Genomic DNA, 16,885 nt, shown 5'->3' with positions numbered 1-16,885 from the left:
AAGCCGCGTTGTTATAAACTCAATTTATACACCGTTATTCCTTCTTGACGAATTGCTTCAAAAATGAATTCCGTCTCTCCTCGAACAAACCGCATGAATGCAGAGTGTGCTTCTTTGGATGTGGCGACAACTTTAAAACCTTTGTCAATAAGCGCTTTATAATAGAATTTTGCCACGTCGTCGATTGACGCGCTAACGTGGAGCGTTGCTTCGGTGGCTTTGGGGAACGTGAAAACTTGTTCTACCGTCGATCCCGGGTATGGTTTTAAATAATTTGAAAATCGCTCTGGAAACGAGGCCTGCGCCCAAACGTTGGATGCAAAAAACACACACAATATGAGTGAGCCGATACGAAATCTTGCCATGTGATCCTCCAGTTTTTCAGCGAAATTGTTTTTTTGAGTATTTCCCGCTTGCTCTCCGCTCACGTGTGACAAACGCATCACGCACATGGAAACGTCGCACAAATGAGAGGACATGACGTTGTCGGACATGTTGTGGTGCCCTTGGTGGTTTAAACCAGACACAACGGGGCTATATGTGCTCTTCTTGCGTTGCCCCGAGGATTTCTTTACTGCTTTGAGGCTTTTTACTGAAGGAGTATATTTTGAGCAGTGTTCTTCTTTGGCTTTGTGGACTCAGTATTGTCGTTCTTGGTGTTCTTTTTGCCAACGGCCGACGGCATGTACTCCAAGGCATGGATTGGTCTTGGCCCAGCCGAGAATGGAGCAATCCTCCGGCTGTGGCAATGAGCATCCCGTTAACCGGAAATTCGCCCGAAATGCGCAAGGCACTGGCGACGCTTCTTGACCAGGACTATCCTGCTTTGCGATATGTTTTCGTTACCAAAGACGAAACCGATCCGGCAACTGCACTTGTTGCCGAATTGATCGCCGGTCGTGATGATGCGGAACTCATCCACAGTGGACCGGCAACGACATGTGGTCAGAAAAATCACAACCAGCTCGCCGCTGTGGCTCATTTAGGAACGTGGCCCGAAATATTTGTCTTTTGCGACAGTACCCACGATGCACCACGGTATCTTGTTTCATGCCTTGTCGCTCCTATCGTCGAAGGAAAGGCCGTGTTGACAAGCGGATACCACCGTATCATTCCGCGTGACTTCTCGGTCGCAACGATGGGCATGTTGTTTTCCACATTGGCTATTCATCTTTTGCAGTCGTTCCGCTTTCTGAGTCAACCCTGGGGTGGCGCTATGGCGGTGACACGACGCGTTTTCGAAGAACACGACGTGGCACAAGTGTGGTCGACCAATATTGTCGATGATTTTTCCATGGGGCCGCATTTGTTGAAAAAAGGCATTCGCTGTCTCGGCGTGGCCGATGCGGCGTTGAAGACCTCGTTTTCCAGTAAAGGCATGAAAGCATGGGATGACTGGCTGACGCGGCAACTTTTTTATCTGAAGTTTTGCACGCCAGTGGAGTGGGTGCTCGGCATTTTTTTGGTTGTGGCGTTTAGTGGGCCGGTCGTTCTGTCTCTGCTGTGTCTTTTTGCCGGAATGTTCGGTGTTGCTTCAACCGGTACGGTTGACGCCGCCCTCGTCAGCCTCGTCTCAACCGCCAGCATAGGAGCTATATACCGCGTTCTTGCTCCTGTTCCGATTCCGATGTTTCGTTGGCTTCTTGGATTTTATACGATTTTGATCATGGTTGGTTGGTGCTATCTTCGAACATGGACAACCAACATTATGGCGTGGCGCGGCATTGCATACCGTGTCGGCTTTGGCGGCGTGGTCAAAGAAATTTTTCATACTTCACCGCGAGAATGATGCGCGTCACAGGTCGTGATATTTGAGCAGGACATGGAGTCGCTGACGCGATAGACCGGCAATTTCAGCGGCACGTGATACGTTATGCCCGGTGTGTTGCATAAGGCGCATGAGATACGCTTTGTCCATGGCATCGCGGTATACCTTGATAGGATCTGGAGCATCGAGGTTTTGCGGTGCAGGCTGTTGCGTCAGACGTGCACGAATGGCCTTTGTTCTCAGCCAGTCGGGCAAGTGGCGAGCGAATAGGGTTGGCTCGTTGGTTGCGCGGAGAACCGCCTGGTCAACGACAGCAAACAATTCGCGAACGTTGCCGGGCCAACTATGAACGCTGAGCGTGTCAAAGAGGTCTGCGGCGACCTGTTTGACTGTTGCTCTGCGTTGTCGTGCATGTTCGGCTAAACGATGCCGGACAAGTTCTGGAATATCTTCCATACGATCACGGAGACAGGGGAGTTCGATGACTACGCCGGCCAATCGATATAAAAGATCCCTACGGAAGTGTCCGGACCGTACCATGGTTTCAAGACGTTGATTCGTGGCGGCAATCAGTCTGAAATTGCTGTTGACTTCTGTCTGGCCTCCAAGAGGGCGGTAACGTTTTTCCTGCAACACCCGTAAAAACGTTTTTTGTCCTGAGAGAGGTAATTCGCCGATTTCATCGAGAAAAAGGGTTCCTTTGTCAGCGAGCCCAACGAGTCCGGTACGGGAGACGGACGCTCCGGTAAACGCGCCACGTGTGTGACCGAAAAGCTCACTTTCAAGGAGATTGTCTGGAATGGCAGCACAATCCACGACAACAAAGGGCAATGAAGAGCGGGAACTGATGCGGTGCAACGCGTGAGCGAATAATTCTTTCCCTGTTCCGGTTTCGCCGAAAAGTAAAACCGGTGCATCGCTCCATCCTGCTTCTGCAAGACGATCCAAACATGCAAGCAGAGCCGGTGCATTCCCGACAATGCCATGTCGTTCTCGCGGGCGATCCGGTTGACTGCGGTGTTGCGTCCGGTATTCTAGTGCTCGAGTAAGGCATAACCGCATTTTATCCAGAGAAAATGGTTTTTCCAGGTAGTCCCATACACCACTCGAAATTGCCAGAGCGGCTCCATCCGGGTCGCCTTTCCCTGTCATAATGATAATTTCCGGGGCATTGACCGGAGAGCGTAACGCTTCCACGGCATCAAGGCCGCTGCCGTCCGGAAGTCCGACATCAAGAAAAATAATATCGAAACCGGCTTGGGCTATATGGAAGCCGGCTTGCAAAGTCTCGGCGTGCTCAACTGTGTATCCGAGTCCGGACAGTTGTCGTCTCAGCGATGCGGCGAAAAGTGGATCGTCGTCAATAAGGAGAATCCGTGTCATAGTATTTGCGGGGAATGGACGGGGCTTTTTACAACGTTGGCTGCAATCGTTGTCCCCAGCTCGGTCATGGTGAGTGGTTTATTGAGGATGGCAGAGACACCAACATTTCGAGCATCCTCGTGGTTGACGAGATCCTCATACCCCGTACAGAGAATAACGGGAATATCCGGCCGTTTTGCAAGGATGCTTTGGGCAAGATCAAGACCTGACTTGCCGGGCATGGAGTGGTCGGTGATAATCAGATCGTATTCATGCGGTGCGTGCGTAAACATGGATTCGGCCTCAAATGCTGAGTTGACACCAGTAACCGTGTGCCCGAGAAGACCGAGAGCACGCGTCAAAGATTCTGCAATGGGGACTTCATCGTCGACAACCAAAATGCGCGCGGGTTCCGTGGTGACGTGAGGTTGCTCGGCAGGTGTTGGGGTGAGTGTATTTTCGATAATAGGAAAGCGAACGACAACACATGTCCCCTGAGATGGCTGTGATTCAATGGAAATAGCGCCGGAATGTGATGTCACGATACCGTGGACAATGGCCAACCCTAATCCTGTTCCCTCGCCAGCTTTTTTTGTGGTGAAAAAGGGGTCGAAAACTCGTGAGAGGTATTCCGGAGCAATGCCACACCCTGCGTCGGTAACGGAGAGGACAAGGGTGGTGTTCTCTCGGCATAACGACACTGTGAGTTCTCCTCCTTTCGGCGTCATTGATTGGATGGCGTTTGTACAGAGGTTCATGACAAGTTGATGAATTTGCGTAGGATCAGCTTGAACACATGCATTTTCGGCATCAAACATGGTTTTGAGACGGATCGTCGCGGGAGTGGCAGCGCGAAGGAGCTTGAGGGCTTCTTTGAGGATGGATTGAAGAACCAAAGGCTGCCGTTCTTCCTCTGTTCGTCGGCAAAAGGTCAGTATGTTTTTTACCAGATCAGCACCTCGTAGGCTGCCGGTGACGATATCCTGTAAGCATTCGACAATGATCGTTTGGCTTTGTTGACTTAAAAGCAATGCGGTTTCGGCGTTGACGAGAATGGCTGCTAAAATATTGTTGAAATCGTGTGCAATACCGCCCGCTAATGTGCCCATGGCTTCCATTTTCTGAGCATGGCGAAGTTGCTGCTCCAATGCGACTTCTCGTGTGACATCGCGGAGTAAACAGACTCGATTGACGGTTTGTCCCATATCGTCTTTGATCGGCGACACTGTGGCATCGGCATAATATAAGGTGTTGTCTTTTTTCTTTGCGCGGAGTCGTCCAGACCACGTTATTTCATCGTATGCCGCTTGCTTGATGGCGCGTGATGCCGTGTCGTTTTCATTCAAAAGAAATTTCGGTGTGCGCCCAATCGTTTCGTCCGGGCCAAATCCGGTGATTTGAGAAAACGCCGGGTTGACGTATTCAATCTTCCAGTCGGGATTCAAAATGAAAATGCCTTCGGCCGCCTGATCCACTGCGGCGGCGAGCCGCTTCATATGTTCTTCGGCTTGTTTACGGGCTGTAATGTCACGAACGACGGCTGAAATACCGATGATATTTTGATTGTGCCCTCGTATTGGCGAAAGCTTCAAGGAAATCGAGATCTGGTTTCCGTTCTTGTGAATGCGTTCGGTTTCATACCGATCGACATATTCTCCCTTGCTTACCTTGTTGTGAAGGTCCTTGAGGTGTACTTGGCGGTGGCCGGGGACGAGAACACTGATGTTCTTTCCGAGGATCTCGGCTTCGTTGTAGCCATAAATGGCCTGCGCCCCTTTGTTCCAGCTCATGATATTGCCCTGCAAGTCTTTCCCAATGATACCATCCTGCGTATCGGCAACAAGAGAGGCGAGATAGGCATTGCGGACCTGTTGTCGCTGCACTTCGGTCACATCGCGAACAAGTGCGTTGAGGAGGTCCTTACCGCCAAGACGAATGGGGCTGAAGACGGTTTCCACATCACGAAGTAACCCATCGGCTCGTCGATGTTGTCCCTCGTAGGCTTTGCGAATCGGAGCGGCGGGAGCAGCAGAGGTGGCGGCAACAAAACGGGTGTCTTCCATATCGGCTTCGGCTAACGCGAGAAAAGGCATCAGGCAGAGTTCGTGCAAAGGCTTTCCATAGAACTCACATGCTGCGGTATTCGCGTCGATGATAAGGCCGGAATTCGGGTCAAGCAGTAACATGATAGATCGGCTTTCCCGGAAGAGCCGAGTGAAGAGTTCTTCATGCTCGCGGCTTAATGCATCAAGTTTACATGCTCGGGTGCTGTGGCGCAGACTCAGAACAGCGCGATGAATGGTTTTACTGTCTGTCGTGAGAGCAAAAACACGTGCATCAATTTTGATACCAGCTTGCGTCGTCAAGCCACAGAACCATGGAGCATGCGACGGGTTAACAAAAGAAGACTCGAAACAGGCTTCAATACTTTGACGTACACAACGGTAGGCGTCATTACCAATGATCTCAGTGAGAAACCGTCCTTCACATGGGTTACCATGGAATAATTCTGATTCAAATGATGTCGAAGCGACTCGTATGAGATGCTCCTTGTCGACAATGGCCGTCATGTCGCTCCATGCCGCTATAAGCTGTCGACAGAGATTATCGTCATGTGAAAAGGAAGAGTGAGGATTTTTCATGGTATATTAAGTAGAATTTTTATTTTTATCTCATGATGCAGGCTGCATTGGCAAGTCTGTTGTTTTCTTTGTTTTCTCCATATGAAGAAGTGAGGTATTCGTACACAATATTTTATCTTCGCTGTATTAAAATTTTATATGCTTCTTCCCTCTTCTTGAAGGCTGTATTACTATTGTCATGTTTATATTTGAGTTCGTGTCAGACCTTGCGCAATCGAATAGTTTTTGCCTATGAGTAATGAATCAAACTAAGGACAAGTGTAATACTGTGAGCAAGGAGCATACATGTCCCGAGATCCACAACGAGAAGCCCGGTTGATCGAGAAGAAGATTGCAGGCTTACGGGGGCGTGGTTTTTTCCCCAAAGAGCTACTCGACCTCATTGAAGAGGCTATGCGACTTCAGCGTGATGCGTCTGAGCACGTGCATATACCCGAAATCTCTCGTGAGGTTTTGGCTCCAGCCGATACGACAGTCCAAGGTGCTCCGCTTCTCGTTCGAGAGCGTTTTATCTATGACGAAGATAACGTCAATACGTTGTTTGACGAATTGCTTGCGTTGGCTTTGCGTTCGTGGGGGCCTCTTGCCGACGGGGCAAACCATATATCCTCCGCGTTGGCCTCGGGCAGGTTGGTAAAGCGGGATATTTTTTCGGCGTATCTTACGGCCGATGAAACATTTTTTGCACCGTGGCGTCACGAGTTGGACAATGCCCCTATGTTACTGGATTTTTTGGCCGAGACGTCTCTCGTTCCGAGTCTTGCGGCCTGCGCAGCAAAGGTAGCCGTACATATTCCGACTGAACATGAATGGAATTATGGGCATTGTCCTGTCTGCGGACAGCATCCTCTCATTGCAGATCTGCGAGGCAAGGAAGGGCAACGGTATCTGACCTGTTCTTTTTGTCGCCACGAGTATCGCGCCAAGCGTTTGGCGTGTGTGTTCTGTGGAGAGGAAAAAACAGAGAAATTACAATATTTCAGTTCGAAAGATGAGCCGGGGTATCAGGTTCATGTGTGCGAGAGTTGTAAGCACTATCTCAAGACCGCCGACTTCCGGGAGTATGACCGATCCAGTATACCTGTCCTTGACGATCTTGAATCGTTAACCCTCGATATTTTGGCGCGCAACAAGGGGTATGGGCGTCCAACGCTTTCAGCCTGGGGTTTTTGATATGAACGGTCCTGGTCCACAACAATTCATCTGTCGTCAGTTCAAGAACGGAGCGTGGCGCTCCATTGAGGACGATATCAGTCCGGAAATCCGGGTTCGTATTATCCGCTTGGAGGAACCCGGAGCAGAATTGTGGGCCTACCCGCATGACCTCGAGGCATTGGCCTTGGGGCACGCAGCGAATGAGTGGGCGCGTCCCGGTATGCGGCCTGTCATTGTTGGCCGGGAAGCCAACACCTTTCATGTTGAACTGGTCGACGTTCCTCGCAAAGAGCTAGGTGTGCCGACAATGCCTGTGTTCAATGGCGCAGAAGTGCTTTCGGCCATGCGAACATTCATGGCCTATGCAGGTTTGTGGGATGGTACGGGGTGTTTCCATCGAGCTGGAGCATATTCGCCAGAGGAGGGTATATTTGTGGCCATGGCTGAGGATATCGGCCGCCACAATTGTCTGGATCGACTCACAGGAATGGCACTCCAACACAACTTCGACCTCGGTACGCATATTCTTTTTGTCACGGCGAGGATGACAGCCAGTCTTCTTGCCAAAGCACGGCAATGTGGCTTTGCCGTTGTCATCAGTCGGTCGGCCGTCACCACAGCCTCGGTGGAAGCGGCCATGACGAATGGGGTGACGCTCATTGGATTTTGTCGCGATACCGAAAATCGCTTTACGGTTTTTAACGATAGTCTTGGAGCGATTTCCTCATGATGCTGATTGCCGACGGTCATATACGGCAGCCCATCACAGGCATTGTTTTAGCGGGGGGTAAAAGCACCCGGCTAGGGCAAGATAAAGCTGTCATTCGTTTTATGGGACAGACGCTTCTTGAGCGAGCAATTTCTTTGGTTTCGCAATTGAGCGAGCGGGTCATTGTCGTAGGGCGCGATCCTTCCATACATGGGTTGGAGACGGAGTGGTTGCCCGACGATATTACCGGGCGTGGCCCGGCTGCAGGCATCATGACCGCCTTGCGTTATACGCAGGGAGCCGTCTTGGTTATTTCGTGCGACCTGCCATTTTTGAATGAAAAAATCCTTTCCAAACTGCTCGCCGAGAGGGTACATATTCGGCGACATGAATGCATGACCACCTATTGCCAAGTGGAGACTGGATTCATAGAATCTCTGGTGGCCGTCTATGAGTATTCCGCCCTCCCCCTGCTTGAAGACGCCGTTGGAAAGAATTTAAATAAAATCAGCCGTATCATTCCCGAGTTCCGACGTCGGCACATTATGTATTCGAAGGATGAAGCTATGCCTTTCTTCAATATCAACTACCCGGCAGATCTCGCGGTGATGCAAAAATTGGAGGGCGTATCATGACGAGTCTGCCCCACGGCCGCCTCAACGATTCTTATGGCCGTTCCGTCAATTACATCCGTTTGTCTGTGACCGACCGCTGCAATTTGCGCTGTCTCTACTGTTTCAATAAAGAGAACGCATATTATATTCCTCACCCCAAGATCCTTTCCTATGAAGAGATGACTCGTGTCGTTCGCATCTGTGAACGTCTTGGAGTCAATAAAGTGCGTTTGACCGGGGGGGAACCGCTGGTTCGGAAGAATTTTCTCCACTTTGTGGAAATGTTGAAAGAATCGAGTCCTTCGGTGGCTCTCCGATTGACCACCAATGCGACGCTGCTCGCCGACAAGCTTGATGCATTGAAAGATCTTGGACTCATGCGGCTGAATATTTCGCTGGATACGTTGGACCGTGACAAATTTCAGTCCATCACGGGCCGGGATTTTCTGCCGCGTGTCCTGACTGCTGTAGATCGAGCCGTTTCAAAAGGCTTTCGAGTGAAAATCAATGCCGTGGCGTTGAAAGGCGTCAATGACGGTGAATTGTTCGATTTCATTAATCTTGCCCGTAATTTCCCCATTGATGTTCGCTACATAGAATTCATGCCTATGGGGGGGTGCTCACGGTGGAGCTTTGAAAATTTTTGGTCAGCTAATGATATTCTGGCCTCGGCAAAAAGCATGGCCGATCTCGTGCCGGCATCAACGGAGTCTGCTGAATCTCGTGGTCCGGCGAAAATGTATGAAATTAAAGGCGGGCTTGGACGCTTCGGTCTTATTACACCTCTCTCTCACCACTTCTGTCGAACCTGCAATCGACTCCGTTTGACAAGCGACGGAAAACTGCGGACCTGCCTGTTTTCGGATAAGGAATACCGATTGAGATCGCTTTTGCGTTCTCCCCGAATAAACGACGATATGATCGCGAAGGTTATTGCCAAAGCTAATACGCGGAAACCGCTTGGCTTTGAGATATTGGACAAGCGTGGTCGGAGTCCGGTTGCACAAAAGCAGATGTCATCCATCGGTGGGTAGACACCGCATGGTGGAGTGACAGGAACTCTTGTCGCGAAGAGACATAGGTTGAACGTCGTCGCGTCGTGCATTGTACGGCGCGGTGAACGGTATGGGCATGACAGATGCACGATGCTGGCAACATGTTGCATCGTGTACGATGTAGGGGCGCGTGCTGCTTAGCCATTTCCTACCTTGTTTTTCTCCAACAGTCTCCAAGTCGTTTTCGCGTTGTTTGAGTGGTCGAAGGGAGAACGCGTGACTATCGTATATCGTGTTGTCTGTTCTTCAACGATATGCAGAAGGATTCGCGTATGGCGTCATTGCCTGCTTCGAATTTTGTTTTACCCTCTGTGGACCTCTGCGGTCTTTTTGAAGATGATGCATCGGCATACACTTTTTTTTCGGCATTATGTCGTGAGAAAGATGGCTTTAAGTGCCCGAAGTGTAGTCATGACAAAGTGTATGACCTTGCGTCGGGCCGACGGCGTTGTGCATCGTGTAAATATACATTTCATGAATTTTCTCGACGATTTATCAACGTTGGTGCCTTGTCGTTTTCCGATTGGGCCAAACTGTTGCGGTATTATGCCGAAGAAGACACCGCCAATCGCATGGCGCCGAAGTTGCAGCTCGCGTATAATACGGTCTACAAGGCTGTAACCACGCTTCGTTTTGCCATATTGGCTCAAGCGATGGACGCACCACAATTTTTATCTGGTGGCTTCGGAAGTGAACTTGGCTTCGAAGGCGGTCGGATAAAACACAACACAGGACGCGAGCGACTTTCACCCATTCCGGTCTTCGGGCTTATTGAGCGAAATGGGCGAATTTTTATTGACCTTTTACCTCAACTTGAAGCGTTGAGCGTTTTTCATTTCAACTATAATTTTTCCCTCAAGCTCGTCCGAATGGGGAATCTTATTTATACTGATCGATACCAGCGGTATGATGCTTTGATTTTCTGTGGTGATGATTCTCTGCCGTATCATTGTATTCGAAAGTATCGACATAAAGCATTTGTCGATGAACAATCAGGCGGTTTCTGGCATTTCGCCAGAGCACGTCTTGCTCGCTACAATGGCGTGACTCCACGTCGATTTCCTTTATATATTAAAGAATTAGAATTTCGCTACAATCATCAGGATAAGGAATTGTTTCCACTGTTGGCGCAAGCTCTTTGCAGTCTTGTTCCAAACTATGACTAAGCCTTGTTCTTTTGCCTGATGACACGGAATTTTCTACATTCGTGCCTCAAGAGGGGATAACCGAATTTACAATTCGGGAGTCCATGCAGGAGGAGGCATGTCCCTACATCATTCGGCCACGAAGGGTGATGGATTGCCGTTTGCGGGCCTGGGGTTCGATCTCACCCCTATTCGTCTGCGGGCATATTTCATCAGATTTCACCTCGTTGGCAGGCCGCGACCACGCGTTCGAATGCGTGCGAATACGCTTGTATTCGCTCCGTTCGGCTATCGGTTGTTGGTTCGGCTTGGGCGTGAAATTCGGGGTCGATAACCGTTCGGAAAAGGAGTGCTGATGAAACTCGATCGAAGGAAGTTCCTTAAGCTGGCCGGCGTTGCCGGTGCAGCGACGGCCTTCGGCGGGTTAGGATTTAACCTGACACCCGCTGTTGCCCGCGCCCAGGAACTTAAAATCAACTGGGCGAAGCAAACCACGTCTGTTTGTCCCTATTGTGCGGTCGGTTGTGGACTTATCGTCCACACGGCCAAAGATGGGGATGCCCGCGCTATCAATGTCGAAGGCGATCCCGATCATCCGGTAAACGAAGGTGCCTTGTGCGCCAAAGGTGCGTCGGTCTGGCAGCTTGCTGAAAACGAAGACCGCATCCTGGAACCGATGTATCGCGCGCCCCATTCCGACAAATGGGAAACAAAATCCTGGGATTGGATGCTCGATACCATCGCCAAACGCGTCAAAGATACGCGTGATGCCAGCTTCGAGCTCAAAAATGCCAAAGGACAGGAAGTCAATCGTACTCTTGCCATAGGTTCCGCCGGCTCCGCGGCCATGGATAACGAAGAGTGCTGGTTATATCAGTCTTTCCTGCGTTCTCTTGGCCTGGTCTATATCGAACATCAGGCCCGTATCTGACACAGCGCTACTGTTGCGGCTCTGGCAGAGTCGTTCGGACGCGGTGCGATGACCAATCACTGGATCGATCTCAAGAACAGTGATTGCATATTGATTATGGGCAGCAACGCTGCCGAAAACCATCCCATTTCATTCAAGTGGGTGATGCGCGCCAAGGATAAGGGAGCCACGCTTATCCACGTTGATCCGCGCTACACGAGAACATCGGCCAAAGCCGATATCTTCGCTCAACTTCGTTCGGGCTCGGATATTGGTTTCTTGGGCGGTTTTATCAATTACATCCTTGAGAACGAATTCTACTTCAAAGAATACGTCGTGAACTACACGAATGCGTCGTTCATTGTGGGTAAAGATTTCGATTTCAAGGAAGGGGTCTTCTCCGGTTTGGACAAGAAAACCGGGAAATACAACAAATCCACCTGGGCATTTGAACTTGGTGAAGACGGCAATCCCAAGAAAGACCCCACGCTGAAAGACCCGCGGTGTGTCATGCAATTGCTGAAAAAGCATTATGCGCGCTACACCATTGATGCGGTTTCCAAAGTCACGGGGACGCCCAAAGAAGACATGCTCAAGGTTTGGAAAGCCTACGCGGCAACGGGAAAGCCCGACAAATCGGGCACCATCATGTATGCCATGGGCTGGACTCAACATACTGTCGGTGTGCAGAACATCCGTTCTATGGCCATTGTCCAGTTGCTTTTGGGCAACATTGGTGTGGCTGGCGGCGGCGTCAATGCGCTCCGTGGCGAATCCAACGTGCAAGGATCCACGGACCAGTGTTTGCTCGTTCATATCCTGCCCGGCTACCTCAAAGCGCCCAAGGCTTCGCAGCCCGATCTCAAAACGTATGATACCCAGTCGACCCCGACCACTAAAGATGAGAAGTCTGCGAATTGGTGGGGAAATTATGCCAAGTACTCGGCATCGCTTCTGAAAGCCATGTACCGGGATAAGACAACGGAAGAAGGCTACACGTATTTGCCCAAGTTGGACGACGGGGTGAACTACACCTGGCTCGTCATGTTTGACGAAATGTTCAAGGGCAAGTTCAAGGGCTTTTTTGCATGGGGGCAGAATCCGGCGTGCAGTGGTGCCAATTCGAACAAAACCCGTGAGGCGCTCTCCAAACTCGATTGGCTTGTCAACGTCAACATCTTTGACAACGAGACCAATTCGTTCTGGAAAGGCCCGAACATGGACCCTAGAAAGGTCAAGACCGAGGTCTTTTTCCTCCCGTGTTGTGTTTCCATCGAGAAGGAAGGTTCCATTACCAACTCGGGCCGTTGGATGCAGTGGCGCTATCAGGGACCGAAACCGCTTGGAAACACCCGGCCGGACGGCGATATTATCCTTGATCTCATGAATCGCATCAAAGGCTTATACGCCAAAGATACGAAGGCCGTTTTCCCCGGTCCTATCAATGGATTGACATGGGATTACGACAACGAGCATGGCGAGTTCGATCCGCATAAGGTTGCCAAAGTCATCAATGGATACTTCCTGAAAGATGTGACTATTAAAGACAAGACCTACAAGCAAGGTGAACTTGTTCCGAGTTTTGCCTTCTTGCAGAATGATGGCAACACCTGCTCGGGAAACTGGCTGTACTGCGGATCCTACACGGAAAAAGGCAACATGGCCGCCCGTCGTGACAAGAAAGAAACCGATATGCAGGCTACGATCGGTCTGTATCCCGGTTGGTCCTGGTGTTGGCCCGTCAACCGGCGCATTCTGTACAACCGCGCGTCGGTGAACTTGGAAGGGCAGCCGTATGCACCACAAAAAGCAGTTATCAAGTGGAATGGCAAGAAGTGGGAAGGCGATGTTCCCGACGGTGGATGGCCTCCGGGTTCCAAGCATGCCTTCATCATGAAACCGTCCGGTTTTGCTCACATCTTCGGACCGGGTACTGCTGACGGACCGTTCCCGGAATACTATGAACCGCTGGAATGCCCGATCGCCGAGCATCCGTTCTCCAAGCAATTGCATAGCCCTGTGGCCCTGCAGTTCAAGGAAGAAAAGAAATCGGTCTGTGATCCGCGTTATCCGTTTGTGTGTTCAACCTATCGGGTGACCGAACATTGGCAGACCGGTGTCATGACGCGCTACACACCGTGGTTACTTGAAGCCGAGCCTCAGATGTTCTGCGAAATGAGCCCGGAACTGGCGAAAATGCGCGGCATCGAAAACGGTGACAAGGTTATTCTGGAGAACCCGCGTGGTAAACTCTGGGCCATTGCCATTGTCACCCGTCGACTCAAACCGTTTACGGTCATGGGCGAGCAGATTCACCAGGTTGGTATTCCATGGCATTACGGCTGGCGCTTCCCCAAAAATGGCGGCGACGCAGCCAACCTGCTTACACCCTCGGTCGGTGACCCGAACACGGGTATCCCCGAGACTAAAGCCTTCATGGTCAACGTCACGAAGGCCAAGAGCTAAGGAGGAGAATGACCATGAAAAGCTTCCTCATCGACCTGACCCGATGTACGGCGTGTCGCGGTTGCCAGATTGCGTGTAAGCAATGGAACAAACTGCCCGCTACGGAAACGAGCAACTGGGGATCGCATCAGAATCCTAAGGAACTTAATCCGGATACGTACAAGCTTGTCCGGTTTGAAGAACGTATCATTGAAGAAAAGTTGCATTGGTTATTTTTCCCGGAACAGTGCCGGCATTGTGTTGACCCACCGTGCAAAGCGGTTGGCGATGGCTTTGCCGAAGGCGCTGTAATCCAGGATCCGGAAACCGGCGCGGTGTACTACACGGATTTGAGTAAAGAAATCGATACCGATGATCCTGAAGAACTGTGTCCGTACAACATTCCTCGCCGTAATCCTGAAACCGGCATCTGGTCGAAGTGCACCATGTGTAACGATCGGGTGAAAAATGGCCTGAAACCGGCCTGCGTCCAGGTTTGTCCGACGGGCACCATGGAGTTCGGTGATCGCGAAGACATCTTGGTATTGGCTCAAAAGCGTCTGGAAACGGTGAAGAAAGACTTCCCGAAGGCGCAGTTGATTAATGAAGATACGGTGAATGTCATCTACTTGGTTGGATACGATCCGGCCGAGTACTATGAATACCTGATGGCTGACGCTGGCTCCTTGGCGCCGAGTCTCTTTCACCGCAGACAGATGTTCGCCGGACTGCGCCGTATGCACAGAACCGGTTAGCACGACCGAGACGGATATGTATTGGAACGGAGCGCATTCCCCTGCGCTCCGCTCTCTTTATCCGAAACGGTCTTCAGCCTCCACGACCCAAAGTGCCCCACCGACCACTTTGGGTCGTTTTTTGTGTCAGATATGGCGTGAACTCAGACTGCAACCTCATGCTCTATCCGGCAAATATTTGCAGCGTTGTTCCGACGGAGTTGAGGACAAATGCTTCGGGCATGCGTTGGGCAAAACGTACTGTGGAGTTGAATCCTGTGCAGTGTGTTGGAACGACTAACTTGGGATGCATTTCGGCCAGCGCATCGATAGTTTGTTCCGTGTATTTTTCGAAAAGTTCACCGGTAAGATGAAAGCCACCCATGACTAAATAGATATCATCACATCCTGTGAGTTCCTTGGCATAGTTCAGAATATTGATGACGCCGGAATGGCCACAACCGAGAACAACCACCAGGCCCTTGCCTTTGACGTGAAAAATCAATGATTGATCATCAGGAATATCATCCCGAATAATTTCATTATTTTCATTGCGCCACCCGATGGGAAAGCCGATTTCAAAAGAACGTCTCGGCACCTCTCCCGTCAACAGACAACAATCATGAGCAATACGCGTCGGCCCATTTTCAATGCGCACATCGGCGCCATGTTTCTCCAGCTCGTCTTGAAAAACTTGCGGTAAGGTAAAGCGTTCTGACGACGGAATCTTGATTCCTCGTTCGGCAAGTGCTGTGGAGTGCATATGGAGCGGTGTACCTTTGGGCACGTATCCGGATTCATACAAGTTGTACAGCGCACCGATATGATCGAAATGTCCATGGCTGAGGACGAAGGCCTCCACCTGGTCCAATGGCAATTTCAGCGTCTCGATATTGTGAATACATCCCTGTGAAGTGAACCCTGAATCCACCAATATCGTATGCTTCTGTCCACCCTCATGGACCGTGATAAGCAAACACAGACCATGTTCCGCGAGCAAAGGCGGGTTCAAATGCCCATCACTCCATAGTGGATAGCGTTTCACTTCCTCACGGTCAGGGAGGAAGACATCAATGTAATTGTCAATAACCGTCAGTATTTCTACCCCATCAACCACTTTCAATGTGCTCATGATGCACTCCCGTGAAAAGATTATGCAATGCGTGTCTGGACAACGGAGATTATGGGAAGCCATGTCTATGTCATAAAGAATTCAATGAATTGTGTTTGCTGAATGTTGCTGAAAAATATTCTTTAAATGTGTGATCATTGAATTGCGGCTTGAAAAAGTATGGAATAAATATTTTTCGACATAAAAGAGATTGTTTGTAATGTTTTTTTGATTTTATCTATTTACTTTGATGTAGCGTATTGTATGTATTTGTTTTTTGTCAATGTATAAAGGTTGTATATATGGTTGTTGTCTGTTTAATGAGTTATTTTTTATTCAGATAATTAGTCTATTTTGTATGAAGTATCATGATAAGTGAATTGAGTTGCATGCTTTTACTGTGGTTTTCAAATTGCTGATTCATACTTCTATGGTCTTCAATCATCAATGAACGCTATGGCAAGACGGAATCAATGAACACGCCGGAATGACAAGCCATGAGCTGTCATTCCGGCGTGAAAAATCGACCTTAAGCAAAGAGCCTGCTAGTCAGACTGCGCCGCAGGATCAAATGCCAGAATAAGCAAGGAAATACAGAAAAAGAATGTGAGAATGAAATACACGATAAAGCTACGACCCATCCATACCGCAATGCGACCGGCGAGGAACGCGAGATAGATGAGGTTGAGGAATGGAATGAGTAGCAAGATCACATGCCATGCGGGCAGGTGTACTGCGCGTATGAGCAAGTATAGATTGTACACGGGAACAAGAAACAGCAACGTCTCGCTGCGTCCCAACTTGGCCCCGATACGCATATAGGCAACGCACATCACGAGGTACAGGGCAACGATGCCCACCCAATACGCGACGTCGGCTACCGTCATAGGTGACACCGAGGTGTACGGTGGAGACACAGCAACGACTTCTTTCGTCGCGGTTTCTTCCTGTGCTTCGGCCGCCTGTTCGTCCTGTGCTTCCGCGGCTTCGTGCTCGACGGCTTCTTCTTGGTGAGCTGCTTCTTCAGCAACGGCATCCGTGCCTTGGGCTTCTTCGGTCACAGCGGGTTGCTCGTCGTCTGGTGCCGCGGCGTGTTCCTCTGCAGGCGCTTCGGCCGAAGTCTCTTCTTGGGTTTCGGTAGCCTGTTCGTCCTGTGCTTCCGCGGCTTCGTGTTCGATGGCTTCTTTCTGGTGAGCTGCTTCTTCAGCTACAGCGTCCGTGCCTTGGGCTTCCTC

The 16,885-nt window shown here is 50.3% G+C and carries 14 protein-coding genes; 9 read left to right on the top strand and 5 right to left on the bottom strand.

Annotation, left to right across the window (positions count from 1 at the left end; all coding sequences use genetic code 11):
• Nucleotides 1-11: 11 nt before the first annotated feature.
• Complete coding sequence (locus tag G451_RS0125030) at nucleotides 12-365, bottom strand: hypothetical protein (protein ID WP_156921820.1); 354 nt, start codon at nucleotides 363-365, stop codon at nucleotides 12-14.
• Nucleotides 366-607: 242 nt separating this feature from the next.
• Between G451_RS0125030 and G451_RS0125025 the strand changes: the two genes are divergently transcribed.
• Nucleotides 608-1,789 carry a glycosyltransferase gene (locus G451_RS0125025; protein WP_027186372.1) on the top strand — a complete coding sequence of 394 codons (1,182 nt, stop codon included), beginning with the start codon at nucleotides 608-610 and terminating at the stop codon, nucleotides 1,787-1,789.
• Nucleotides 1,790-1,795: 6 nt separating this feature from the next.
• Here G451_RS0125025 and G451_RS0125020 read toward each other — a convergent pair whose 3' ends face one another.
• Both G451_RS0125020 and G451_RS33375 read right to left on the bottom strand, forming a co-directional pair.
• On the bottom strand, nucleotides 1,796-3,151 hold the full coding sequence (locus G451_RS0125020) for a sigma-54-dependent transcriptional regulator (RefSeq protein WP_027186371.1): 1,356 nt from the start codon (nucleotides 3,149-3,151) through the stop codon (nucleotides 1,796-1,798).
• Nucleotides 3,148-5,700 (bottom strand): PAS domain-containing hybrid sensor histidine kinase/response regulator, encoded by a 2,553-nt coding sequence (locus tag G451_RS33375; protein ID WP_051261895.1) that lies wholly within the window; start codon nucleotides 5,698-5,700, stop codon nucleotides 3,148-3,150. Before G451_RS33375 ends, G451_RS0125020 begins: the two co-directional genes overlap by 4 nt.
• A gap of 357 nt (nucleotides 5,701-6,057) precedes the next feature.
• Here G451_RS33375 and G451_RS0125010 point away from each other — a divergent pair, with 357 nt between their 5' ends.
• The 8 genes from G451_RS0125010 to G451_RS0124970 all read left to right on the top strand — a co-directional run bounded on the left by G451_RS0125010 (nucleotide 6,058) and on the right by G451_RS0124970 (nucleotide 14,560).
• On the top strand, nucleotides 6,058-6,945 hold the full coding sequence (locus G451_RS0125010; protein WP_027186370.1) for a formate dehydrogenase accessory protein FdhE: 888 nt from the start codon (nucleotides 6,058-6,060) through the stop codon (nucleotides 6,943-6,945).
• A 1-nt stretch (nucleotide 6,946) separates the two neighbouring features.
• The gene (locus G451_RS0125005) at nucleotides 6,947-7,657 is read left to right on the top strand and encodes a formate dehydrogenase accessory sulfurtransferase FdhD (RefSeq protein ID WP_027186369.1); all 711 of its coding nucleotides are present in this window, start codon (nucleotides 6,947-6,949) and stop codon (nucleotides 7,655-7,657) included.
• Complete coding sequence (mobA, locus tag G451_RS0125000; protein WP_245587870.1) at nucleotides 7,654-8,271, top strand: molybdenum cofactor guanylyltransferase; 618 nt, start codon at nucleotides 7,654-7,656, stop codon at nucleotides 8,269-8,271. The genes G451_RS0125005 and mobA overlap by 4 nt, the downstream gene beginning before the upstream one ends.
• The gene (gene moaA, locus G451_RS0124995; protein ID WP_027186367.1) at nucleotides 8,268-9,284 is read left to right on the top strand and encodes a GTP 3',8-cyclase MoaA; all 1,017 of its coding nucleotides are present in this window, start codon (nucleotides 8,268-8,270) and stop codon (nucleotides 9,282-9,284) included. Before mobA ends, moaA begins: the two co-directional genes overlap by 4 nt.
• 293 nt (nucleotides 9,285-9,577) lie before the next feature.
• Nucleotides 9,578-10,471, top strand: a complete 894-nt coding sequence (locus G451_RS0124990; protein WP_169727941.1) for a transposase — start codon at nucleotides 9,578-9,580, stop codon at nucleotides 10,469-10,471.
• A 97-nt stretch (nucleotides 10,472-10,568) separates the two neighbouring features.
• A complete protein-coding gene (locus tag G451_RS31680; RefSeq protein WP_034644004.1) occupies nucleotides 10,569-10,784 on the top strand; it encodes a hypothetical protein in 216 nt (71 codons plus the stop codon).
• Nucleotides 10,785-10,805: 21 nt separating this feature from the next.
• On the top strand, nucleotides 10,806-13,826 hold the full coding sequence (fdnG, locus tag G451_RS0124975; RefSeq protein ID WP_084448774.1) for a formate dehydrogenase-N subunit alpha: 3,021 nt from the start codon (nucleotides 10,806-10,808) through the stop codon (nucleotides 13,824-13,826).
• 8 nt (nucleotides 13,827-13,834) lie between these two features.
• Nucleotides 13,835-14,560, top strand: coding sequence for a 4Fe-4S dicluster domain-containing protein (locus tag G451_RS0124970; protein WP_027186363.1), 726 nt, complete (start codon nucleotides 13,835-13,837; stop codon nucleotides 14,558-14,560).
• A 163-nt stretch (nucleotides 14,561-14,723) separates the two neighbouring features.
• On the opposite strand, the gene G451_RS0124965 is transcribed toward G451_RS0124970, so the two are convergent.
• Nucleotides 14,724-15,671, bottom strand: coding sequence for an MBL fold metallo-hydrolase (locus G451_RS0124965; protein WP_034644003.1), 948 nt, complete (start codon nucleotides 15,669-15,671; stop codon nucleotides 14,724-14,726).
• Nucleotides 15,672-16,195: 524 nt separating this feature from the next.
• A partial coding sequence (locus tag G451_RS33370) for a DUF5684 domain-containing protein (RefSeq protein WP_169727940.1) occupies nucleotides 16,196-16,885 on the bottom strand: 690 nt, incomplete at its 5' end.

Origin of the sequence: Desulfovibrio inopinatus DSM 10711 (assembly GCF_000429305.1) — a bacterium.
In the GTDB taxonomy this organism is placed as follows: Bacteria; Desulfobacterota; Desulfovibrionia; order Desulfovibrionales; family Desulfovibrionaceae; genus Alteridesulfovibrio; species Alteridesulfovibrio inopinatus.
Note: the sequence above shows the minus strand (reverse complement) of the source record. Positions and strands in the feature narration are given on the sequence as shown.